Consider the following 21372-nt stretch of genomic DNA (forward strand, 5'->3'; position numbering starts at 1 on the left):
GCTTCTGTGAGGACCCCTTAGCCCTCTCCGCCGGGGCACAGCCGGCGCGGCTCGTCGTCGCCCTTGAGCGCGGCGTCCACGCAGCCGCCGGGCAAGCCGTCGTGGGCCTCGGTGCCGAAGTTGGCGGTGACGGTGAGGACGCCGTCGCCGAAGACGGTGCGCTGGACGGAGCGGTCCGCGGTCAGCGTCCGGAAGCCGGTCATGGGCTCCGTGCCGGCCGCCTTGTGCAGGGGCGCGAAGTACTTCTGGAGGGCGGCCAGCTCGCCGCCGCGCTCCTCCAGAGACGCCCCGTCGAGGACGAAGTTGAGCGGGGTGTTGTAGAGCATCGCCAGCAGGGCCCGGGTGGTCTTCTGCTTCGGCAGCTTGTCGTACGCCAGCTCCCAGCGCTCGGTGTTGACCAGAGAGTCGTGCAGGGCCGTCTCGTACAGCGGGACGCGGTAGGCCGGGTCGTACATCGCCCTGGCCACGGCCTCGGGAAGCTCGGCGGGCTTGAAGAAGACCGCGGGCGCCTTGGCGGGGGCGTAGCCGCCCCACTTCACCTTGTCCTTCTGGGCCGCCCAGAGCCCGTCGGCCACGGGGGTGCCGGAGCCGTGGTCGAAGGCGAGCACCTGGTTGGCCCACGCCCCGGCGGACTCCGATCCGAGCACCAGCCGGTCGCCGGCGGCCAGCCGCTTCATCCGGGCGAGCCGGTTGGCGCGGTCGCGCCCCTTGTCCATGGGGTGGTCGGGTTGGTGGTCGCGGAACAGCTCGCCAGCCGCGTCGACGTCAAGGAAGTAGCTGTCGGCGCCGTTGGCCGTCATCGCCCGGGTGCGGTCGGCGAGGTAGTGGCGGGTGGGTTCGGCCTTCTCGAACGCCTCGGAGCTGAGGTAGCACCCACGGTCGTGGAAGCCGGGCACCGGCTTGCCGTCGGGACCCTGCACGCAGAAGTCCGGGTAGACACGGTCCGGCCAGACGGAGGTGGTGGCATCCGAGGTCTTCGGGTCCTGGCCATTGGCGAACGTGTCGTACGGGCCGACAAGGTAGCCGGCGTCCTTGGCCGCGGTGACGGCGGCGGCGTCCATCGGCTGGCCGTCGGCGTCGTAGCCGAGCCACATGCGGTCCACGCCGAGCGCACGCAGCCGCCGGACGCCCTCCGCCGTGCGGGCGTCGCCCCACAGGTAGGCGTGGAAGGCGCCCAGGAGCTTCCCCGTGGCCGGGTTGGCCTCGATCTTCTCGCGCAGGCTGGAGAGCTGCCCGCGCTCGGCGAGCCAGGCGCGGTAGTCGGCGGCGGGGGCAACCGGGGAGCCGTCGGTCAGGGAGAAGGCCACCGTGTAGCCGGTGGTGCCCTCGGCCCGCGAGAAGCGGTGGGTGGCGGTGGCGCGCAGCCGCCCCCGCTCGGAGGTGGGGCGCAAGGTGGTGCCGATGTCGGTGGGAACGAGATAGCTGACGCCCTGCCGACCGAGGGTGTAGCCCCACAGCGGCAGCGACAGGGCCGCCTCCATGGGGAGCTCGCTGCCGACCAGCTCGGCCTCGGCGGAGTTCCAGAAGCGGTCGGCCACGGGGAGGGAGAGCCCCTCGCCGCGCGGCAGCTGAAGGGCGGAGGCGGCCTGGTCGCCTCCGGTGACGGGCCAGGACAGGGTCCGGTCGGCGGGGCCGCTCGAGTCGACCGAGACGACGAGCCGCCCGCTTGCGGCGCGCGCGGTGACGGACAGCCCGCTGCCCGGATAGTTCCAGCGGAGGCCGTCCGCCGTCCTCCGCACAGGCCCGGGAGCCCCGGGAGCGGTCGCGGCGGGCGCGGACAGCTCCACCGCCCCCTGGGCGGTGCGGGCCGTGACCCGCAGCGAGGTGGTGTCGACGGTGGCCGTGCCCCCGCGCACGGGGATGTCGACGAAGTGGCCGCGCACGACGCCGGCCGCCTGCCGGGACGCCGGCGGCACGGTCGCGTCGGCGGGGGAGACGAGCGCGACGCAGGCCAGGGAGGCGACGAGGGCCGCGGCGGCGGCGCGGGTGGTGCGGCGAGAGCTGATTTTTCGCATGAGGAGTTGATACAGGGCCGAGATAAGAGGAGTTCTAAGAGAGCTATCAAGAAGGGAAGTTGACGTCCGTAGGTGACTGGTTCGGCCAGGAGAGGGGGAACCGTAGCCGGAAGCAAGCCCCGCCGCCCTCCGGGCGCTCGGCGGTGAGCTCCGCCCCGTGGGCTCGGGCGATCTGGCGGGCCATGGCCAGGCCGAGGCCGGAGCCCGGCAGGGCGCGCGCCTGGCGCGATCGGTAGAAGCGGTCGAAGACGTGGGGGAGGTCCTCGGCGGCGATACCGGGACCGTGGTCGCGGACGGTGAGCACGGTGGCGTCCTCCGCGGCCGTGAGCCGGATCTCCACCGGGGAGCCCGGCGGGCTGAACTTCGCCGCGTTGTCGAGGAGGTTGGACAGCAGCCGGGCGAGCCGGGCCGGAACGCCGTGCACCGTGCACGGCGCCGGCTCCGCAGTGAACGGGGTGCCGGGCCAGTGGCCGCGCGCCTGCTCCACGCCGTGCGCCACGAGCCGGTCCAGCCGCACCGGCTCCACCAGCGGCTGCGGCTCCTCGTCGCGCGCCAGCTCGATCAGATCGTTGACCAGCCCCGTCACCTCGCGCAACTGGCGGCCGAGCGCGGCCGCGGCCCGGTCACGCGCCCTGTCGGAGAGCCGGTCGGCGCGGGCGAGCAGCTCGGCGTTGGTGCGCAGCGCCGTCAGCGGGGTGCGCAGTTCGTGGGAGGCGTCGGCGACCAGCCGGCGCTGGGCGGCGACGGACTGCTCCAGCTCGCCGAGCATGGTGTTGAAGCTGTCCGCCAGCCGGGTGATCTCGTCGGGGCGTCGCCGTTTAGCCGCCGACAGCTCGATGCGGTGGGCGGGATCGCGGGTGGCGGTGATCCGTTCCGCGGTGGCGGTCAGCCGGGTGACGGGCGCCAGCGCCGTACGGGACGCCAGATAGCCCAGGGCCGCGGCGAGCAGCACCCCGGCGCCGCCGACCGCGGCCAGCAGCCGGCCCGCCTGCTCGACGCCCTGGTCGGCGGTGTCGGAGCGGATGGCGAGCTGGAGCGCGCGGTGGCCGCGCAGCGGGGTGGTGAGCATTCGCATCCGGTGGCCGCGCAGGGTGATGCCGCTGTAGTACGCCGGTCGGGAGCCCTCGGCCACCGCGCGGGTGGCGCTGGTGACCGGCAGGACCAGCTCCTCGCCCTTCCCGGCGCGGTCCCCGGTGCCGGGGGTGACGATCTGCGCGCAGGCTGGGGCGGACAGCCAGACGCACTCGCCGTACAGCGGCCCGGCGGGCTGGTCGCGCTTCTCCTGGGCGATCAGGTTCGCCTGCTGGGTGAGCTGGAGGTTGAGCTGGCGCACCAACTCGTGGCGGATGACGACGTACGCGGCGGCACACACCCCGAGCGCGACCAGGGCGACGGCCGCTGAGGTGATCACGGCGAGCCGGGTGCGCAGGGGAGCGCGGCGGAGCAGCGGTGCGGTGGCCTGGCGCCCGGTCATCGTGCCGCCAGTTCGTAGCCGACGCCGTGCACGGTGTGGACGAGCCGCGGGGCGCCGCCGGCCTCCAGCTTGCGACGCAGGTAACCGACATATACGGCCAGCGAGTTGGACTCGGGACCGAAGTCGGTGCCCCACACCCGCTCCATGATGAGCTCACGCGGCAGCACCTGGTGGGGATGGCGCAGGAACAGCTCCAGGAGCGCGAACTCGGTGCGGGTGAACTCCAGCCGCCGGCCGCCGCGGACACCGGTGCGGGTCGCCGGATCAACGGTCAGGTCGGCGAAGGACAGCGCGCCTACGGCGGGCTCGTCCGCGCCGAGGGCGGGCGTGGCCCGGCGCAGCAGCGCCCGCAGCCGGGCCAGCAGCTCGTCCAGGGCGAAGGGCTTGACCAGGTAGTCGTCGGCGCCCGCGTCCAGCCCGGCCACCCGGTCGCTGACGGCGTCGCGGGCGGTGAGGACGAGGACGGGGGTACGGTCCCGGAGCCCGCGCAGCTCGCGGCAGAAGGCGAGCCCGTCCAGCACCGGCATGGCCAGGTCCAGCACGATGGCGTCGGGCGGCTCGGCGGCCACCGCGCTGAGACCGGCCAGCCCGTCCGCCGCCTCCCGCACCCCGTACCCCTCGACGGCCAGCGCGTCCACGACGGCGGCCCGGACCTCGGGGTCGTCCTCCACGACGAGCACTGCGGTGGGCCGGGCGGCGGGGGAAGAGGCGGGTCGTGGCATCGGCGGGCCTTTCGGACGGGTGCGTGTCGTGCCTCCACCCTGGCAGACCCCGCTCTTACGGGGTGTTTCGCCTCGGTCGTCACCGACACGCTCGGACTCCTGCTCACGGTTCTGGTCATCGCCGCCAGCGTCCGGGGCCGAGGCACTGGAGGCGACTGTGGTCGAAACCCTCGCCGCCCTCGGGGTGGAGTGGGCCGGCGCATGACCACCCGCCCCGGCCCCCCGGCCGCCGAGGCCGTCGGGGGCGGGGCGGGGGCGCCAGGGCGGGGCCGGAGCCGGGATGCTGCGTACGGTCCCGGCCACGTGGTTGACCCGACTTACTCGGCAGTGATCCGAGCAAGGGCATCCTGAAGCTGGCGAACGGCCTCCTCCGCCTCCGCGTACTCCTCAGGACTCGCGAGAACAGTGCCGAACGTGCCACCTTGATCCGCAGGCAGGGCGCGCCAGCGCAGGACCGGTTCGAGTGCGTTGAGGGCACCGGAGAGGAACCAGGCCATGCGGCCGTGCGTGCGAGCGAGGGAGATCGCCAGGACGGCAAGCGATTCCCGCAGATGTTCAAGCCGGCCAATCCACGGCAAGGCCCCCTGGACCTCCAGCGGCCCCACAGCGTTGCGCAGGCCCGCCTCAGTCTCCACTGCGAGAGCGCGGTCGTCCGCAGCCAGTTCCCACAGCCCCTCCGCCATCTGCTGCTCGGCTTCCTCAACCAGCACCGCGACGATCCTCCGCATGTCCATGCGGCTCACCGTAATGCCTTGCTTCGAGGACACAGCGGGGTTCGGCAACAAGCCCGTTGGGCGGGCCGAGACACTGGACCCATGACCGAACGAGCGCCCCCACCGCGCTCCCCCGGCCGGCGCCGACTCGGCTCCGGACCGGACACGAGCGAGACCGCGGCCGCGACCGGCTGATGCCCCTTTCGACGCGGGCTACACCCGACCCCAACCGCCCCCACCAACCGCAGCGCCCGTCGCCGCCTCGCCCTCGGACCCCTCAGGGGGTGCCGCCGTTCCATGAGAACCGACCGCCGGGCGCCGCCGGATCCGGACATGGCCCGACCCGCCCCCCAGACCCGTCCAGGTCGCCAGCAGCGCACCGCCCGCCAACTCCACCGCGCCGTCACGTCCAACACCAGGCCGTCCAACGGCCCGCCGGAGAGTTCCACGTACGCGTGCCCGGGCACCGGCCCGGCCGGATCCCACCTGCCGGACCCCGCAGGCTCGGCCGCCTGCCCCGAGCGGTCGGGCCCCGCCGGCGGGCCCTCAGTGCGCGCAGCCAGCGCCCAACCGGTACGGACGGCCGGCTTCCACGCACGACCTGCCGGGATCAGCGCCATCCACGACTGCTCCCGCGGCACCTACGGCGCCCCAGGATCCACGCCGCCCTGGGCGTGAGGGCGTCGCCTGCGGCCGACGCGGTATCGCCCGCCTCGCGCACGGCATCCGCCTCTCCGTCGGACGCACCGGCGTCTGCTGGGACATCGCCCTCGCCAACGCGGCAGGGAACCGGCCGGCCTGGGCGGCGATCATGCCGGGCGGGCGGCCGCGCCGGCCGGCGCCGTCTCCCGGACACGGGCTCCGAGCGACGCCCTCCGAGGGGGGATCCGCCTGGGCAGGGCTTCGCGCGTACCGGAGTTGGCGAACCGGAGGACATCAGCCTGCGCCGTCGAGCCCCTCGTCGACCAGTCGCCCGGCGATGGCGAAGGCGGCCTGCGAGGTGCGCTTGCCGACACGGGTCCGCAGGATCCACAGCATGCCGCGCTCGATGGTGAACTCGATCTCGCACAGATCGCGGTAGTGCCTTTCGAGCGCCTGCATGCAGTCGCGCAGCCGGGCGAAGGAAGGCGGGGCGATGTGCTCCAGTTCCTGGAGGGGAACGGTGGTGCGGATACCTGCGACGACGTCCTCGCCCTGGGCGTTCGGCAGGTAGTCGCCGTAGACGCCGGGCTGTCCGGTCGCCGGGTTCCGGGTGAAGGCGACGCCGCTGCCGGAGTCGGGGCCGAGGTTGCCGAAGACCATCGTCTGGATGGTGACGGCCGTGCCCAGGTTGTCGGGGATGTGCTCGCGGCGCCGGTACGTCCGTGCCCGCTCGCCGTTCCAAGAGGTGAACGCGGCGAGAACGGCCCGGTGGAGCTGCTCGGCGGGGTTCTGGGGGAATTCCTGTCCCGTCTCCTCCAGGATCAGGTCTTTGTACGTCTCGACCAGTCGGATCAGGTCACTGGTGTCGAGCCGGGTGTCGTCGGCGGCATGGTGCTGCCGTTTGATACCCGACAGGACGCTTTCGAAGCGTGCGGTGTCGACTCCCATGACGGTGCTGCCGAACATCTGCACGAGGCGGCGGTAGGAGTCCCAGGCGAACCGCTCCCGCTCGGCGGTCTTGCCCAGGCCGAGGACGGACAGGTCGTTGATGCCGATGTCGAGGACGGTCTCCATCAAGCCCGGCATGGAGAACCGGGCGCCGGAGCGGACCGAGAGCAACAGGGGGTCGTCCACCTGGCCGAGCCGTCGTCCCGCCGCGCGTTCCATAGCGGCGAGGTGATCACCGACCTGGCGCTCCAACCCCGGCGGCGGCTCCCCGGTCTCCAGGAAGACCCGGCAGGCCTCCGTGGTGACGGTGAAGCCGGGTGGTACGGGCAGGCCCAAGCGGGCCATCTCGGCGAGATTGGCGCCCGTGCCGCCCAGCAGGTCGGCCGTGGCCCGGCCGCCCTCGGCGAAGTCGTACACGTATGTCGGATCCATGAGATCTCTCCCGTCTTGCCGGCAGCACGGGCACCGTGGGTACCCGGTGGATGCGGTTTGGCCGTCAGTCGTGCGGGACGAGCGCCATACGGACCGCCTTTCGACGCAGTACGGAATGGCTCAATCTGCCCCGATGTGCATCTTCGACTCGCGAGTGCCAACGCCAACCAACGGCCGGCCGGGCCTCCCCCGCCGCCTCGGCCCCTTGCTCGCCCGGATGCCTCGCCTTCGAGGCCTCGCCTTCGAGGCCTCGCCTGCGGCAGTGACCGTACGTGACACGACACGCCCTCCTGGTGACGGCAAGTCCTTCTTTCCCCATGCTGGTCGACCTCGCCGGTGCGCGACAGGGGCCGCATGGCACGCCCGGGGCCCTATGGTCCCTACGCGAAGAAGTGGACCCGTCCATTCGCGAGGGCTGGGGCCCCCTCCCCGGCCAAGGCGACCTCGGTTCGCGTCCCCGGCCGCCAGGGGGCAGCCGGGGCCTTCGACGTGTGTGCTGACACCGGTGGCGTGCTGCCCGCCGGTCAGCCGATCGCGGCGCCCAGGATCAGGAATCCACCGACGACCGCGAAGAGCACCCCCATCAGGGGCGCGACGAAGCGCAGGTACTGGCCGTAGCCGACCTTGGCCAGTGCCAGCCCGCCCATGACGACGGCGGAGGTCGGGGTGATCAGGTTCACCCATCCGGAGGCGGACTGGTAGCCGGTGACCGCCAGGGCGCGGCCGACGCCCGCGAAGTCGGCCAGGGGTGCGAGGATCGGCATGGCGAGCGCGGCGTGGCCGGAGGAGGACGGCACCAGGAAGGCGAGGGGGATGTTGACGAGGAACATGAGGGCGCCGAAGACACCGGATGGTGTGCCGGACACGGCGTGGTGCAGGCCGTCGAGGACGGTGTCGGTCACGGCCGCGTTGTTCATGATGACGGTCACTCCACGCGCGAGCATGACGGTCATCGCCGCTCCGACGAAGTCTCCGGCGCCCTCGGTGACGGCGCCGGCCGTGCCCTTCTCGCCGAGTCCTCCGACGAGCCCGACGACGATCGCGGCGACGAGGAACAGGGCGGCGAGTTCGGGGAAGTACCAGCCGAGTGTGGGCAGGAAGGCGATGTGCAGGTCCGCCCACGGGACCACCGCGAAGATCATGAACAGGAAGGTGCCGGCGAAGAGGGCGAGGACCAGCCGTCGGCGGCCGGACAGGGTCTCCGCCCGTTCGTCTTCGGCCGCGAGCCGGCGGTCCTCCTCGGTGGCGGGTGTCAGGGACCGTGAGGGGTCGGCGACGACCCCTCGGGCGTACCGGACGACATGGGCTGCCGCGATCGCGGTGACGCAGGCCCACATCGCCAGCCGCAGCAGGATGCCGTCGCCGGTGCCGATGCCCGCACCGGCGGAGGCGACGCCGGTGGCGAAGGGGTTCACCGTGGAGGCGAGGGTGCCGACGCCGGCGCCGACCATGATGACGGCCGCGGCGACCATCCGGTCGTAGCCGAGCTTGAGCATGAGCGGGACCATGAGCCCGTAGAAGCCGAGGGTTTCCTCCGCCATGCCGTAGGTGGTGCCTCCGAGGGAGAACACCGTGACGAGTACCACGAGCAGCAGCGTCCGGTGCCTCTGTAGGCGGTGTGCGAGTCGCGCGACGCCCGCGGTGAGGGCCCCGGTGCGCACGGTGACGGTGATGAAGGCGCCGACGGCGAGAATGAAGAGGAAGACGCCCGCCGCGCCGGCGAACGCTCCGTCAGCGCCGGGGGCGGTGAGGCCGGTCTGGGCGTCCGTCACCCCGTACAGGCCGTTGACCGGTGACAGGAACAGGTCCTTCAGCCGGTCCCAGAACCCCGTCGACACTTCCACGTGGTGGTATGTGCCGGGAACGGGGCTGCCGTCCTTCGTGTCGTAGCGGCCGGCGGGTATGACGAAGGTGAGCGCCCACACGGCGACCGTGACCGCGATCAGTACGGTGAAGGCCGACGGGAAGCGGAAGCGGTGGGCCGGGTCTCGGGGCTCGTCCGCCTTCGCTGCCGCTTCGGCGGGGCCGGTCGCTGCGGGCGGGCTGCTGATCGTCATCTCATCTGTCCAGGGGGGTGTCGGAGCGGAGGTGCGTGCGGCGGCCGCCGGGTGTGACGACGGTGCCGGCGGTTCCGTCGAGGATGGCGCGGGCGTCTTCGAGAGCGCCGATGGCGGCCGTCCCGCCGGTCAGCTCGACGAAGCGGCACACGGCCTCGACCTTGGGTCCCATCGATCCCGCCGGGAAGCGGTGCGCGCGCAGGTGGGCGGGTGTGGTGTGGCCGATCGGCGTCGCCCCGGGCGTGCCGTGGCCGAGTGCGACGTTGGGTACGTCGGTGAGCAGGAGCAATGCGTCGGCGTCGAGTGCCTCGGCGAGCAGGGCGGCCGTGAGGTCTTTGTCCACGACGGCCTCCACTCCGGTGAGCCGCCCTTCGTCGTCCCGGATCACGGGTACTCCCCCGCCGCCGGCGCAGACTGCCACGGCCCCGGACCCCAGCAGCAGGCGGATGAGCCGGGTTTCGACGACGCGTTGCGGGCGGGGTGAGGGGACGACCCGCCTGAAGTGCGGGCCGTCCTGGCGGATCGTCCAGCCGTGCGCGGCGGCGAGCCGTTCGGCCTGGGCGCGTTCGTAGACCGGGCCGACGAACTTCTGGGGGTCCTCGAACGCGGGGTCCGCGGCGGACACGAGGGTTTGGTTCAGCAGGGCGCAGACCTGGCGGCCGGGCAGGGCGTTCTGCAGGGATTGCAGCAACCAGTAGCCGATCATGCCCTGGGTCTCGGCTCCGAGGACGTCGAAGGGGTAGGGGCTGCTCAGGGTGTGGTCGGCGGCGCTCTGCAGGGCGAGGACGCCGACTTGGGGGCCGTTGCCGTGGGTGATGACGAGTTCGTGGTCATGGGCCAGGGGCGCCAGCGCGGCGACGGCCGTGCGGATGTTGGCCAGTTGGACGGATGCGTCCGGGCGTTCGGTGCGGCGGAGGAGGGCGTTGCCTCCCAGGGCGACGACGACACGCATGAGGGGTCTCCCGGGGCTGGTCAGTCGGCGAGGGTCGCGACGAGGACGGCCTTGATGGTGTGCAGCCGGTTCTCCGCCTGGTCGAAGACGATGGAGTGGGGTGACTCGAACACCTCGTCCGTCACCTCCATGGCCGTCATGCCGGTTCGCGCGGCGATCTTCGCGCCGACGGTGGTGTCGCTGTCGTGGAAGGCCGGAAGGCAGTGCATGAACTTGACCCTGGGGTTGCCGCTGGCCCTGAGGACGTCGGTGGTGACCTGGTAGGGCTTCAGCAGGGCTATTCGTTCGTCCCACAGCTGTGCCGGCTCGCCCATGGACAGCCATACGTCCGTGTAGACGAAGTCGACCCCGGCCACGCCCTCGGCCACGTCCTCGGTCAGGGTGATGCGTGCACCGGTGGAGGCGGCGATGCGGTGGGCTTCGTCCACCACATCGGGCGCGTTGTGCAGGGAGAGCGGACCGACCATGCGGACGTCCATGCCGAGCATGGCGGCGGTGATCAGCAGGGAGTTGCCCACGTTGTTGCGGGCGTCACCGAGATAGGCGAAGGACACCTGGTCCAGCGGCTTGTCGGTGTGCTCCCACATGGTGAGCACGTCCGCGAGCGACTGGGTCGGGTGCCACTGGTCGGTGAGCCCGTTCCACACGGGGACGCCGGCGTGCCGGGCCAACTGCTCGACCACGCTCTGGTCGCTGCCCCGGTACTCGATGCCGTCGTAGTAGCGGCCGAGGACGCGCGCCGTGTCCTTGACGGACTCCTTGTGGCCGAGCTGGGAGCCGGTGGGGTCCAGGTAGGTGACGTGCGCGCCCTCCTGATGGGCGGCGACCTCGAAGGCGCAGCGGGTGCGTGTGGAGGTCTTTTCGAAGATGACGGCGATGTTCTTGCCGCGCAGGTGCTGCTCTGCCGTCCCGGTGGAACGGGCGGCCTTGAGTCGGCCGGACAGCTCCAGCAGGTGCCGGAATTCGGCGGCGGTGAGGTCGAGTTCCTTGAGGAAGGGGCGGTGGCGCAGCGTGCCGGGCATGGCGGCTCCTGGTCGGTGTGGAAGGGAAGGGGGAATCGGAAGGGGGTGTGATCAGACGGCGTCGCGCTCGACGGGGCAGCTCATGCAGCGTGGGCCGCCACGCCCCCGGCCGAGTTCGCTGCCGCGGATGGTGATGACTTCGATGCCGCTCTTGCGCAGGTGGGTGTTGGTGGTGACGTTGCGCTCGTACGCGATGACCACGCCGGGTTCCACGGCCAGGACGTTGCAGCCGTCGTCCCACTGCTCGCGCTCCGCCGAGCGGATGTCCTGGCTCGGTGTGAGCACCCGGATGGAGTCCAGGCCCAGGGCATCGGCGATGGCCTGGTCCATGTACGCGGGGTCGTGCTCGGTGATCTTCAGTCCCTGGCCGTCCGGGCCGGGCTCGATCGTGGAGGCGGGGAGTGTGCCGAGTCCGCCGTACCGGGTGAAGGTGTCCCCGCTGAGCATCGTCATGACGGTGTCGAGGTGCATGAAGCTGCGGCTCTTGGGGAGGCGGAGTGCCACCACCCGGCGGGCGGAGCCCTCGGCGAACATCCTCAGCGCCAGGTTCTCCACGGCCTGCGGCGTGGTGCGCTCGCTCAGGCCGACCAGGACGGCGCCGTTGCCGATGACCAGGACGTCCCCTCCCTCGATGGTGGACGGATAGCCGGCTTGGCCGTCGGACCACTGGTGGAACTCGCCCTTTTCGAACAGGGGGTGGTGTCCGTAGATCGCTTCGAAGTGGACGGTCTCGCGGCGCCGCGCCCTCTTCTTCATGGGGTTGACGCTCACCCCGTCGTACACCCAGCAGGAGGTGTCACGTGTGAAGAGGTGGTTGGGCAGCGGGGCGAGGACGAAATCGTCGGGTGCCGCCGCGTGCAGCCGTACGCTGGTCAGGGTGCCCGTGCGGCTGAGGAGTTCTTGCTTGGTCACTCCTCCGATGAGGCAGGCGACCAGTTCGGCCGGCTCCAGGGTGTCGAAGAAGGCGTGGATGCGGTCGGTGGCCAGCGGCCCGAACTCCCGGGGGTCGAAGACCCGCTCCAGCACGAGCGACCTCGCCGCCGGGAGCGCCAGGGTCTCGGTGAGCAGATCCGCGAGGAGATGGACGCGGACGCCGCGGTCGCGGAGGGTGTCGGCGAACGCGTCGTGCTCCTCTCTGGCCCTCTTGACCCACAGCACGTCGTCGAAGAGAAGCGCGTCCTTGTTGCCGGGCGTGAGCCGTTTCAGTTCCAGGTCGGGCCGGTGCAGGATGACCTGCCTGAGCCGGCCGGTCTCGGACGCGACGTGAAAGGGCATGGTTCCTCCGGGGCAGGGAAGCGGGCGGCTGCGCGGCACTGTCCGGTAGACGGGTGCCCTGGGGTGCGCAGCGATGTCATGAACCTTGTCATCGGCGGGTGCCGGGGGCGGGCGGCAAGGGTCCCGGGCTGGGGCCCGACCGGACGCGGGTTCGCGCAGCCAGGGGGCCCGTCAGATCGGGACCTGCGGCTCTGGCGGGCCGGGGCGGGATCGGCGGCACGGCGCGGATGGGGCGGCCCTCCGGTGCGTTTCCTTCGCGGCCGCATGGCAGGCCCGTCCTGGACGGCCGCGAGGGACCTTCGGCCCTCCGTCGAGGGCCTGCGGACCTACCCACCTCTCTCGGCCGGGTGGTGGGCTTCGGGGTGGGCGGCCGCATCTTCCGCCCCTTGAGCCAGGGAAGGCAGTCCATGACCACCACCCCCATCAGCGTGACGGCGCAGGTACAGGACAACGGGTCGACGGCTTGGGCGCTCGCCGGTGAGCTCGACCTGGACACCGCCATGCGGATCGAGCCGCAGTTGATGTCGGCGACTTCACGTAGAGGCAGCGATGTCGTCGTGGACCTGGCGGGCCTCACCTTCTGCGACACCGCCGGGGCCGAACTCTTCCTGCGTCTGCAACGGCGATGTGCCACGGACGGGGGCCGGCTCAGTCTGCGCCGCGTTCCGCACCGGACGGGCAGGGTCCTGCGTGTCCTGGGTGTGGATCGGGTGGTTCGGTGCACGTTCGCGTGAGGGGCGGCACGGGTCGATGAGCACGGGCGGTCAGACATCAGGCGTGCCCGAAAGGTCCGTTCGGCCCTAGCCGCCGACATGCCGGTGCGGGAACGCTTGGATGTCGAACGGGGGATCCGGCCTCACAGCCGCAGTGAAGGGTGCGCACGATGAACGACTACGCGCGGGACGCGGGGGTTCGCCGTGAGGTGGCGCCGCGGTATCTGGCGCCTCTGTCGCGAACCGAGGCGCTGCGGCTCCTGGGAGGCGTCCCGCTGGGGCGGATCGTGTTCACGCATCAGGCGCTGCCTGCTGTTCGTCCCGCCAACCACTGCCTCGACGGCGGCGACGTCGTCGTCGGCATCCACGACGGTACGACGCTCGCATCCCTCACCCCGCCAGCCGACGGTCCGGGGCTGGTCGTGGCGTACGAAGCCGACGTGATCGACATGGCCACCCGCAGGGGCTGGAGCGTCGCCGTCACGGGATACGCACACCTGGTGACGGATCCCGACCTGTTGGACCACTACCGGTCGACGCTTCGGCCGTGGGTGGCTGGGGCGCTGGATCACGCGCTGCGCATTCAGCCCGACGTCGTCACCGGTTTCCGGCTGGCGTCGGACCCGTCGGCCGTTACGGGGTCGGCGGCTGCCGATGCGCCCGGCGAAGCCGTCGCTGTGCCGCCCTCCGCCTGAGCCGAGGGCGACACAGCAGCCGACGTCACGCGCCGTCGGCGACGGCCAGGGGGGCCCTCCATACGAGGCGGGCGCCGCCTGTCTCCGGTGCTTCCATCACGAACGTGCCGCCTACCGCGCGTGCCCTCTCTTGCAGATTCCCCAGGCCGCTGCGCCGGCCGCCCTCGGGGATGCCCTTGCCGTTGTCGGCCACGGTGAGGACGACCTCCTCGGCGGTGGCCTGGACGGTGACCTCCACGCGCGAGGCATGCGCGTGCCGGGCCGCATTGCTGAGCGCTTCGGTGAGCGCCGCCATGACGTGGTCGGCCACCTGCACCGGCACGTTGGTGTCCAGCAGGCCCTCCATGCTGAGCCTCGGCGGGTAGCCGAGGGCCGAGGCGGCTTCGCCGACGGCCCGGGCGACCTGCGCGCGCAGGCTGGGCCCGGCATCCTCGTCGCGGGCCCGGAGGCCGAAGATCGTCGAGCGGATGATCTTGATTGTTTCGTCCAGGTCACCGACCGCCCGCTCGACCCTCTCGGCGGCGCCTTTGTGCTCTACCAGCCGTGCGGCGCTCTGGAGGGTCATGCCGGTCGCGAAGAGGCGCTGGATGGCCAGGTCATGCAGATCGCGGGCGATGCGGTCCCGGTCCTCGAGCAGGGCAAGCTGTTCGGTGTCGTGCCGGCGGTCGGCCAGCTCCAGCGCGAGCGCCGCCTGACCGGCGAAGGCGAGCAGAGGATCGAGTTCCTCCTCCGTGAAGACCGGCTCGTCCGCAGCGCGTGCCAGCAGCAGGACACCGCGCGTGCCCTCGGCACCGACGCCCAAGGGCACGGCGACTGACGGCCCGAGTCCGTCGAACCGGCGGGGCCCGGCGTGGTAGCGCGTGTCGTCGGCCAGGCAAGCGGTGGTGACAGGGCTGCCGGTCTTGTACGCCGCGCCGGACAGGGTGCCGTCGACGGGACTGACCAGGCCGCGCCGGGGGTCGTCGTCGGCTCCGATCGCCAGCTCGACCACCAGGTCGCCGGTTCCCGCCACGGGTACCGAAACGTCCGCGAGCCGGGTTGCGGTGATCTCCTTGGCGCGCCGGGCGATCAGTTCAAGGACCTTGAGACGGGGACTGCCGGAGAGGAGGCTGTTGGTGATCTCCGCACCGGCCTGCAGCCACCGCTGCTGACGCTGCGAGTTCTCGTACAGCCGGGCGTTGTCGATGGCCACTCCGGCGGCGACGGAGAGGGTGGCGATCACCGACTCGTCCTCGGCGTCGAAGTCCTGGCCGCCCCGCTTGTCGGTCAGGTACAGGTTGCCGAACACCTGGTCGCGCACGCGGATGGGGACGCCCAGGAACGTACGCATCGGCGGGTGGTGCGGCGGGAAGCCGTACGATGCCTCGTGAGCGCCGAGATCGCGCAGCCGCAGCGGTTCGGGGTTGTGGATGATCTCGCCGAGCAGCCCGTGTCCGGCTGGCAGGGGGCCGATCCGCGCGATCTCCTCCTGTGTGAGCCCGGTGGTCAGGAACTGCGACAGCGTCCGGCCGTCCGGCCCGATGACACCCAGCGCCCCGTAACGTGCGTCGACGAGTTGGGCGGCAGCCTCGACGATGCGGCGCAGCACCTGCGCCAAGTCGAGTTCGCGGCCCACCGAGACCACGGCTTCGAGCAGGCTGTGGACCCGGTCCCGGGTCCCGCGAGCCGCATTGATGCGCGCCTGCAGCTCCTCCAGCAGCTCGTCCAGCCGCATCTGAGGCATCCGCGACAACGGCTCCTCCACGCCCACAGGGCCTCCTCCGAACATCACGCTGTGTACTGCCTCAGCCTATCCAGGCGCCGTCGGCGGTGGTCGGGGACCTGTGACGGTGCGGCTGGAACCCGTCGTTACACCGGCGGTGAGGGACCGCCGGTGCCCGGGCAGGGCCGGTCGGCCCCTGCCCCCGAACCGCGGACGCCGACAGGCTGGAAGCGATCAAGGAGGAGATGGCAGATGAAACCACTCAAGACCGACCCCGCCCGGGACGTGCTGGTGGAGCGGCGCGGCCGTGTTCCCCAGGGCGCCGACCGTTACGCGTCGCGGAAGGTGCTGGCCGCACTGGAGCACGTGGGCGAACCTGTCCTGGCGGCCCGCGTGAAGCTCGTGCAGGCGGCGAACCCGGCGGTCGTCCGAGCCGCCTCCGCTCAGGCACTGGTGAACCTGAACGGACGGCCGGTCCGGGCCCACGTGGCCGCAACCACCATGTACGAGGCCGTCGATCTGCTCCAGGCCCGCCTCACCGCCCGGCTGGCCCGGGCCCGCCGGCACCCCGCCCCGGCGGCACGGCAGCGCGGTGCGGCGCCCACGGCGGTACGGGGCGACGGAGACGAACACCGCCCGCACCGCCTCCACCTGCCCGCTGCCGAGCGGCGCATCGTGCGCCACAAGTCGTTCGGCCTCGCCTCCCAGACGCCCGAGGACGCGATCTTCGACCTGGAGGCCATGGACTACGAGTTCTACCTCTTCACCGACACCGCCACCGGCGCCGACAGCATCGTGTACCGCGACGTCCGCACCGGTCACCACCGGGTCGCCTCGGCCGGCGGGACGGGCGAGCCCGTGGCGAGTGAGCCGTGCTGGGAGGCGAGCACGGGCCCGGTCCCGAGGACGAGCCTCGCGGAGGCGAGGACACGACTGGAGCTCACGGGACTGCCGTTCGTGTTCTTCCTCGACACGGCCACCGGCCGGGGCAGCGTGCTGTACCACCGGTACGACGGCCACTACGGCCTCATCACACCGCGGACCTAGGGATCCGTGCGGGGCGCCGCCTCCGGGCCCGGTGCCGGAGCCGGGCCGGTTGCGGCCCGCGGTCGTCCGGGCTCCACGGCCCGCTTTCTGAAACCACCCGATCTTCCACCCTCGGAGAGAACCGTATGTCTCGTTCCGTCGTTGCGTGGCTCGATGAGCCGGCGGAGTCGGAAGACGCCGTCGGCTGGGCCGCGCAAGAAGCCCGCTTGCGCGGCCTGCCCCTGAGCGTCGTCCACTTCCAGAACGACGCTGCCCGCGCGACCCGCCGGACGCCGCTCCTCGCTGCCGGCGTGGCACCGCGCCACCCGGAAGGACCGGCGGCTTCGCATTCCCCCGCCCGTGTCGGGGAGCAGCTGGCTGACCTGCTCTTCCGTGTGCGGGCTGCGTTCCCCGGCGTGCACGTCACCCACCTGGAGTCGGGCGGGCGTCCGCTGGAAGGTCTGCTGTCGGTCGCCCCCGACGCCGCCGCGTTCGTGATGAGCACCCGGACGGCAACTCCGCTCGGCGGCTCGCCCGGGCCCCGCCATTCCGCCGCGGCCCTGCTCGCCCAGGTCCGGTGTCCCCTCGTCGTCGTCCCGACGCGGCGGCACGACGACGGGTGGGCGGAAACCGCAGCGGGGGGTCATGGCGAAGCCTACGACCGGCGTGACGTGGTGCTCGGCCTCGACCTGTCCCGACCCGATGACGCGGTCATCGGGTACGGGTTCGAGGCAGCGGCATCACGTGGCTCGACGCTGCGGGTCATATACGGATGGAGCGCCCGGGCAACCATGCCGGCCGGCCGTCCCGCTGATGCCTCCTTCGGGGAACCTGGTGCGCTCAGCGGGGTCCTGCGTCCATGGCAGGAAGCCTTTCCCACCGTTGCGGTACTCCCGGAGTGCGTGATCGGCCGTCCCGTCGACCACCTCGTGGAGTCCTCAGCCCGCGCCCTGCTGGTCGTCGTCGGTCATCGCGTACGGAGCAGAGCCACCGCTCCCCAGCCCGGACCCGTCGTCCGGGGCCTGCTCCACCGTTCGCTGGTCCCCGTCGCGATCGTGCCGCATTCCTGACAGCGGGCCGAAGCGCCGGCCTGAGGGCCTCGGCGATCACTGCAGGGCTCACGGCAGTGCAGAGGCCGGCATCAAGTGCTGTGCCGAGAGCCTGTGGGGGTGACGACGGCACAATCCACACCCGTGCCGAGGGCGGTGGGAGACTCTCTCCACTGGTCGGCGGGCGCTGAACCGGTCAGCTCAGACCGGTGTGGGAAGAGGCTCACCCGCTCCGCTCGGCCAGTTGGGTGGCGAGGACGGCGGCTTGGACCCGGCGCTCGACGCCGAGCTTGGCCAGCAGGCGGGAGATGTTGTTCTTGACGGTCTTCTCGGCGAGGTAGAGGCGTTTGCCGATCTCCCGGTTGGTCAAGCCCTCGCCCACCAGCGCGAGGATGTCGCGCTCCCGCTCGGTGAGCCCGGCGAGTCCCGGTTGCTCCTCCTTCTGCGGGGCGGCGTCACCCCGCAGCCGGGCCATCACGCGGGCGGTCGCGCCGGGATCCAGCAGGGACTGCCCGGATGCGACGGTGCGTACGGCCGAGACCAGGTCCGTGCCGGTGATCTGCTTCAGGACGTAGCCCGACGCGCCGGCCATGATCGCGTCCAGGAGCGCCTCCTCGTCGTCGAAGGAGGTCAGCATCAGGCAGTGGAGCTCGGGCATCCGGGAGCGCAGCTCGCGGCAGACGCTGACGCCGTCGCCGTCGGGCAGGCGGACGTCCAGGACCGCCACGTCGGGGCGCAGGGCGGGGATACGGTTCAGGGCCTGCTCTGCTGTGCCGGCTTCTCCTACCACTGCCATGTCGGGCTCGGCGTCCAGCAGGTCGTGCACGCCGCGGCGTACCACCTCGTGGTCGTCGAGGAGGAAGACCTTGACCGGTCCTTGCGTCGGTGCGCCGGCGGTCGTGTCCGTCATCATGCAGCTCCGTGATTCCTGTTCCGGCCCGCGGGATTGGGGCCCCTCATGTAGCCTGCCTTGGATCGGGGTCGGAGAGCCAGGGCCGGACGGCCCTCCTTCCCGGTTGCTCGGTCCGGGCCCGGCCTACAGCTCCGGTGCCCCGTAGTAGGCGATCCGCATGATCTCTTCCATGTCGTCGAGCATGGGCATGCGCGGGTTGGCGGGGGCGCACTGGTCCTCGTAGGCGTTCAGGGCCTGGCGCGGAAGGCCTGTGACGAAGGCGGTTTCGTCGACGCCGAGCGCACGGAAGGAGGGTTCGATGCCGACGGCGTCCCGCAGGAGCTCCACGGCGGCGGCGTAGGAGGCGACCCCTTCCGCCGGGGTAGCGGCGGGCAGGCCCAGGGCGCGGGCGATGTCCTGGAAGCGCTCGGGTGCCTGGTAGCTCTCGTACTTCGGCCAGCCCGTGAGTTTGGTGGGGACGGACCCGTTGTAGCGGATGACGTGCGGCAGGAGGATGGCGTTGGTCCGCCCGTGGGAGATGTGGAATGTGGCCCCGAGTGTGTGGGACATGGCGTGGACGATGCCGAGGAAGGCGTTGCCGAAGGCCATGCCGGCGATGGTGCCGGCGTTGTGCATCTTCTCCCGCGCCTTGCGCCGGCGGGCGCCGCTGCCGGTGACGGATGCCTCCAGGTGCTGGAAGACCAGTTTGAGGGCGTGCAGTGCCAGACCGTCGGTGAAGTCGTTCGCGTAGACGGAAACGTACGCCTCCGTGGCGTGGGTGAGGGCGTCGAAGCCGCTGTCGGCCGCGAGCGACGCCGGGAGGCCGGCGGTCAGGACGGGGTCGACGATCGCGATGCTCGGGGTGAGGGCGTAGTCGGCGAGCGGGTACTTCTTGCCGGTGGCCGGGTCGGAGATGACGGCGAAGGGGGTTACCTCGGCACCTGTGCCGGAGGTGGTGGGAACGCACACGAGCCGGGCCTTCTTGCCGAGCGCGGGGAAGCGGAAGGCGCGTTTGCGGATGTCGGAGAACTTCTGGCGCATGTCGGCGAAGTCGATGTCGGGGTTCTCGTAGAGCAGCCACATCACCTTGGCCGCGTCCATCGGGGAGCCGCCCCCCAGAGCGATGATCGTGTCCGGTCGGAAGTCACGCATCAGAGCGGCGCCCCGCTGAACGGACTCGATGCTGGGCTCGGGCCGGACGTCGTCGATCACCTGGATCGTCACGGGCTCCTGCCGCTGTGTCAGGACCCGGTTGACGCGGTCGACGTGGCCGAGCCGGGTCATGGTGGAGTCCGTGACGACGGTGACCCGGTGGACACCGGGCATCGAGGCGAGGTAGCGGACGGCCTGCGGCTCGAAGTAGATCTTCGGCGGCACCTTGAACCACTGGAGGTTGTTCTGCCGCGTCGTCACGCGCTTGATGTTGAGCAGCTCGGCAGCCGAGACGTTGTCGGAGACCGAGGTGCTGCCCCATGAGCCGCAGCCGAGGGTCAGGGAGGGCAGGAGGCGGTTGTAGATGCCGCCGATCGCGCCCTGGGAGGACGGGGAGTTGACGATGATGCGGACGGTCTTCATGCGGCGCCCGTAACGTTCGGCCAGGGCCGGGTCGGCGGTGTGGATGACGGCGCTGTGGCCCTGCCCGTGGAAGGCCACCATGTCGGCTGCCAGGTCGAATCCGGCCTTCTCGTCGGTTGCGCGCAGGACGGTGAGGACGGGGCAGAGCTTCTCGCGGGTCAGCGGCTCGTCCGGGCCCACGTGTGGCGCTTCGGCGAGGATGAGGGAGGTCTCGTCCGGCACGGTGAAGCCTGCCTGCTCGGCGATCCACCCCGGGTCCCGGCCCACTGCCGCAGGGTTCACGCGCCCTCGGCGCCCGTCCGGGCCGGGCGGGAAGAGGTAGCTTTCCAGCTTGTGCTTCTCCTCGGGTGTCGCGACGTATGCGTGGAGGGCACGGAACTCGTCCAGGGCTTCCTCGTAGATGTCGGAGTCGAGGATGACCGCCTGCTCGGAGGCGCAGATCATGCCGTTGTCGAAGGATTTGGACAGGATGAGGTCGTTGACCGCCCGCCGCAGGTCGGCGCTTCGGTGGACGTAGGCCGGTACGTTGCCGGCGCCGACGCCCACGGCGGGCTTCCCTGCGGAGTAGGCGGCCTTGACCATGGCGTTCCCGCCGGTCGCCAGGATCAGCGCGACTCCGGGATGGTGCATGAGGAGACGGGTCGCCTCGAGGGAGGGGGACTCGATCCACTGGACGCAGTGCTCGGGAGCGCCGGCGGCGACTGCCGCGTCCCGGACGATCCGCGCCGCCTGCGCGCTGCACTCCTGTGCGGAGGGGTGGAAGGCGAAGACGACCGGGTTTCGCGTCTTGAGGGCCAGCAGTGCCTTGAAGATGGTGGTGGACGTCGGGTTGGTGACCGGGGTGACCGCGCACAGGACTCCCACGGGCTCGGCGATCTCGATGACGCCTTCGATGTCGTCGCGTGAGATGACGCCGACGGTTTTCGCGTGGGACAGGCTGTGGGTGACGTGCTCGCACGCGAACATGTTCTTCGCGGCTTTGTCCTCGAAGACGCCCCGGCCGGTCTCCTCCACGGCGAGCCTGGCCAGGACGGTGTGCTGGTCGAGGGCCGCCACGGATGCCTTGGCGACGATGCGGTCGATCTGCTCCTGGGTGAAGGAGTCGTAGTCGGCGAGCGCCTTGGCAGCGTTGTCCACCAGTCGGTTCACGGCGACGGTGGTGTCGGACGGGCCGGTCTGTTCGACGGTGCGCGGACCGCTGTGCGGCTTCGCCATGGGGGCTCCCTGATTCGGTGGGCCGGTGGGATCGGTGGGGGCCGCCGCAAGGGGGGATTCCGGCCGCCATCTTCAGCGTGGCGCCGCGCGAGCATTCGGTGGAGGTCCCGAAGGTCCCTGCCCGGGCACCGATGGTCTCCTCGGCCGGCACGGCGTCGAGGACGCCGCGCCGAGCTGGGGCCGAAGGGGCCCGGAGCGGGCCGTTCGGCCCCGATTGCGGCCACGCGACGGGGCCCGCCGCGCGAAGGACGAA

At 71.6% G+C, this 21372-nt stretch carries 15 protein-coding genes and 1 pseudogene; 4 read left to right on the forward strand and 12 right to left on the reverse strand.

The window, feature by feature from the left end; genetic code table 11:
* Positions 1-17: 17 nt before the first annotated feature.
* The 9 genes and pseudogenes from ACSHWO_RS35335 to ACSHWO_RS35375 all read right to left on the reverse strand — a co-directional run bounded on the left by ACSHWO_RS35335 (position 18) and on the right by ACSHWO_RS35375 (position 12252).
* Complete coding sequence (locus ACSHWO_RS35335; RefSeq protein ID WP_438319420.1) at positions 18-2015, reverse strand: glycoside hydrolase; 1998 nt, start codon at positions 2013-2015, stop codon at positions 18-20.
* A 46-nt stretch (positions 2016-2061) separates the two neighbouring features.
* Positions 2062-3489, reverse strand: a complete 1428-nt coding sequence (locus ACSHWO_RS35340; RefSeq protein ID WP_438319421.1) for a HAMP domain-containing sensor histidine kinase — start codon at positions 3487-3489, stop codon at positions 2062-2064.
* Positions 3486-4211: a response regulator transcription factor gene (locus tag ACSHWO_RS35345; RefSeq protein WP_438319422.1), complete on the reverse strand. Its 726-nt coding sequence runs from the start codon at positions 4209-4211 to the stop codon at positions 3486-3488. The genes ACSHWO_RS35340 and ACSHWO_RS35345 overlap by 4 nt, the downstream gene beginning before the upstream one ends.
* Before the next feature lie 317 nt (positions 4212-4528).
* Entirely contained in the window at positions 4529-4945 is a 417-nt protein-coding gene (locus ACSHWO_RS35350) for a hypothetical protein (protein WP_385839401.1), read from the reverse strand.
* A 930-nt stretch (positions 4946-5875) separates the two neighbouring features.
* Positions 5876-6946 (reverse strand): annotated as a pseudogene (locus ACSHWO_RS35355) (PEP/pyruvate-binding domain-containing protein); the annotation flags it as partial.
* Positions 6947-7470: 524 nt separating this feature from the next.
* A complete protein-coding gene (locus ACSHWO_RS35360) occupies positions 7471-9003 on the reverse strand; it encodes a YfcC family protein (protein ID WP_438319423.1) in 1533 nt (510 codons plus the stop codon).
* A gap of 1 nt (position 9004) precedes the next feature.
* Positions 9005-9955 carry a carbamate kinase gene (locus ACSHWO_RS35365; RefSeq protein ID WP_361098361.1) on the reverse strand — a complete coding sequence of 317 codons (951 nt, stop codon included), beginning with the start codon at positions 9953-9955 and terminating at the stop codon, positions 9005-9007.
* A gap of 20 nt (positions 9956-9975) precedes the next feature.
* Positions 9976-10977, reverse strand: coding sequence for an ornithine carbamoyltransferase (argF, locus tag ACSHWO_RS35370; protein WP_438319424.1), 1002 nt, complete (start codon positions 10975-10977; stop codon positions 9976-9978).
* A gap of 51 nt (positions 10978-11028) precedes the next feature.
* Positions 11029-12252 (reverse strand): arginine deiminase, encoded by a 1224-nt coding sequence (locus tag ACSHWO_RS35375; protein WP_385839405.1) that lies wholly within the window; start codon positions 12250-12252, stop codon positions 11029-11031.
* A gap of 407 nt (positions 12253-12659) precedes the next feature.
* Between ACSHWO_RS35375 and ACSHWO_RS35380 the strand changes: the two genes are divergently transcribed.
* Positions 12660-12986, forward strand: a complete 327-nt coding sequence (locus tag ACSHWO_RS35380) for an STAS domain-containing protein (RefSeq protein WP_385839406.1) — start codon at positions 12660-12662, stop codon at positions 12984-12986.
* Between the two features lie 149 nt (positions 12987-13135).
* Complete coding sequence (locus ACSHWO_RS35385) at positions 13136-13660, forward strand: pyridoxamine 5'-phosphate oxidase family protein (protein WP_438319426.1); 525 nt, start codon at positions 13136-13138, stop codon at positions 13658-13660.
* 25 nt (positions 13661-13685) lie between these two features.
* Here ACSHWO_RS35385 and ACSHWO_RS35390 read toward each other — a convergent pair whose 3' ends face one another.
* Positions 13686-15410, reverse strand: a complete 1725-nt coding sequence (locus ACSHWO_RS35390) for a GAF domain-containing protein (protein ID WP_438319427.1) — start codon at positions 15408-15410, stop codon at positions 13686-13688.
* Positions 15411-15614: 204 nt separating this feature from the next.
* On the opposite strand from ACSHWO_RS35390, the gene ACSHWO_RS35395 reads away from it, so the two are divergent.
* Entirely contained in the window at positions 15615-16409 is a 795-nt protein-coding gene (locus ACSHWO_RS35395; protein ID WP_385839409.1) for a sigma 54 modulation/S30EA ribosomal C-terminal domain-containing protein, read from the forward strand.
* Between the two features lie 125 nt (positions 16410-16534).
* On the forward strand, positions 16535-17458 hold the full coding sequence (locus ACSHWO_RS35400) for a universal stress protein (RefSeq protein WP_438319429.1): 924 nt from the start codon (positions 16535-16537) through the stop codon (positions 17456-17458).
* 202 nt (positions 17459-17660) lie between these two features.
* Here ACSHWO_RS35400 and ACSHWO_RS35405 read toward each other — a convergent pair whose 3' ends face one another.
* Together ACSHWO_RS35405 and adhE are read right to left on the reverse strand one after the other, a co-directional pair.
* Entirely contained in the window at positions 17661-18347 is a 687-nt protein-coding gene (locus tag ACSHWO_RS35405; RefSeq protein ID WP_361098461.1) for a response regulator transcription factor, read from the reverse strand.
* Between the two features lie 126 nt (positions 18348-18473).
* Entirely contained in the window at positions 18474-21119 is a 2646-nt protein-coding gene (adhE, locus tag ACSHWO_RS35410) for a bifunctional acetaldehyde-CoA/alcohol dehydrogenase (protein ID WP_438319430.1), read from the reverse strand.
* Between the last annotated feature and the right edge of the window lie 253 nt (positions 21120-21372).

This window comes from Streptomyces pallidus (ex Mingjun et al. 2026) (assembly GCF_051550185.1).
GTDB lineage: Bacteria > Actinomycetota > Actinomycetes > Streptomycetales > Streptomycetaceae > Streptomyces.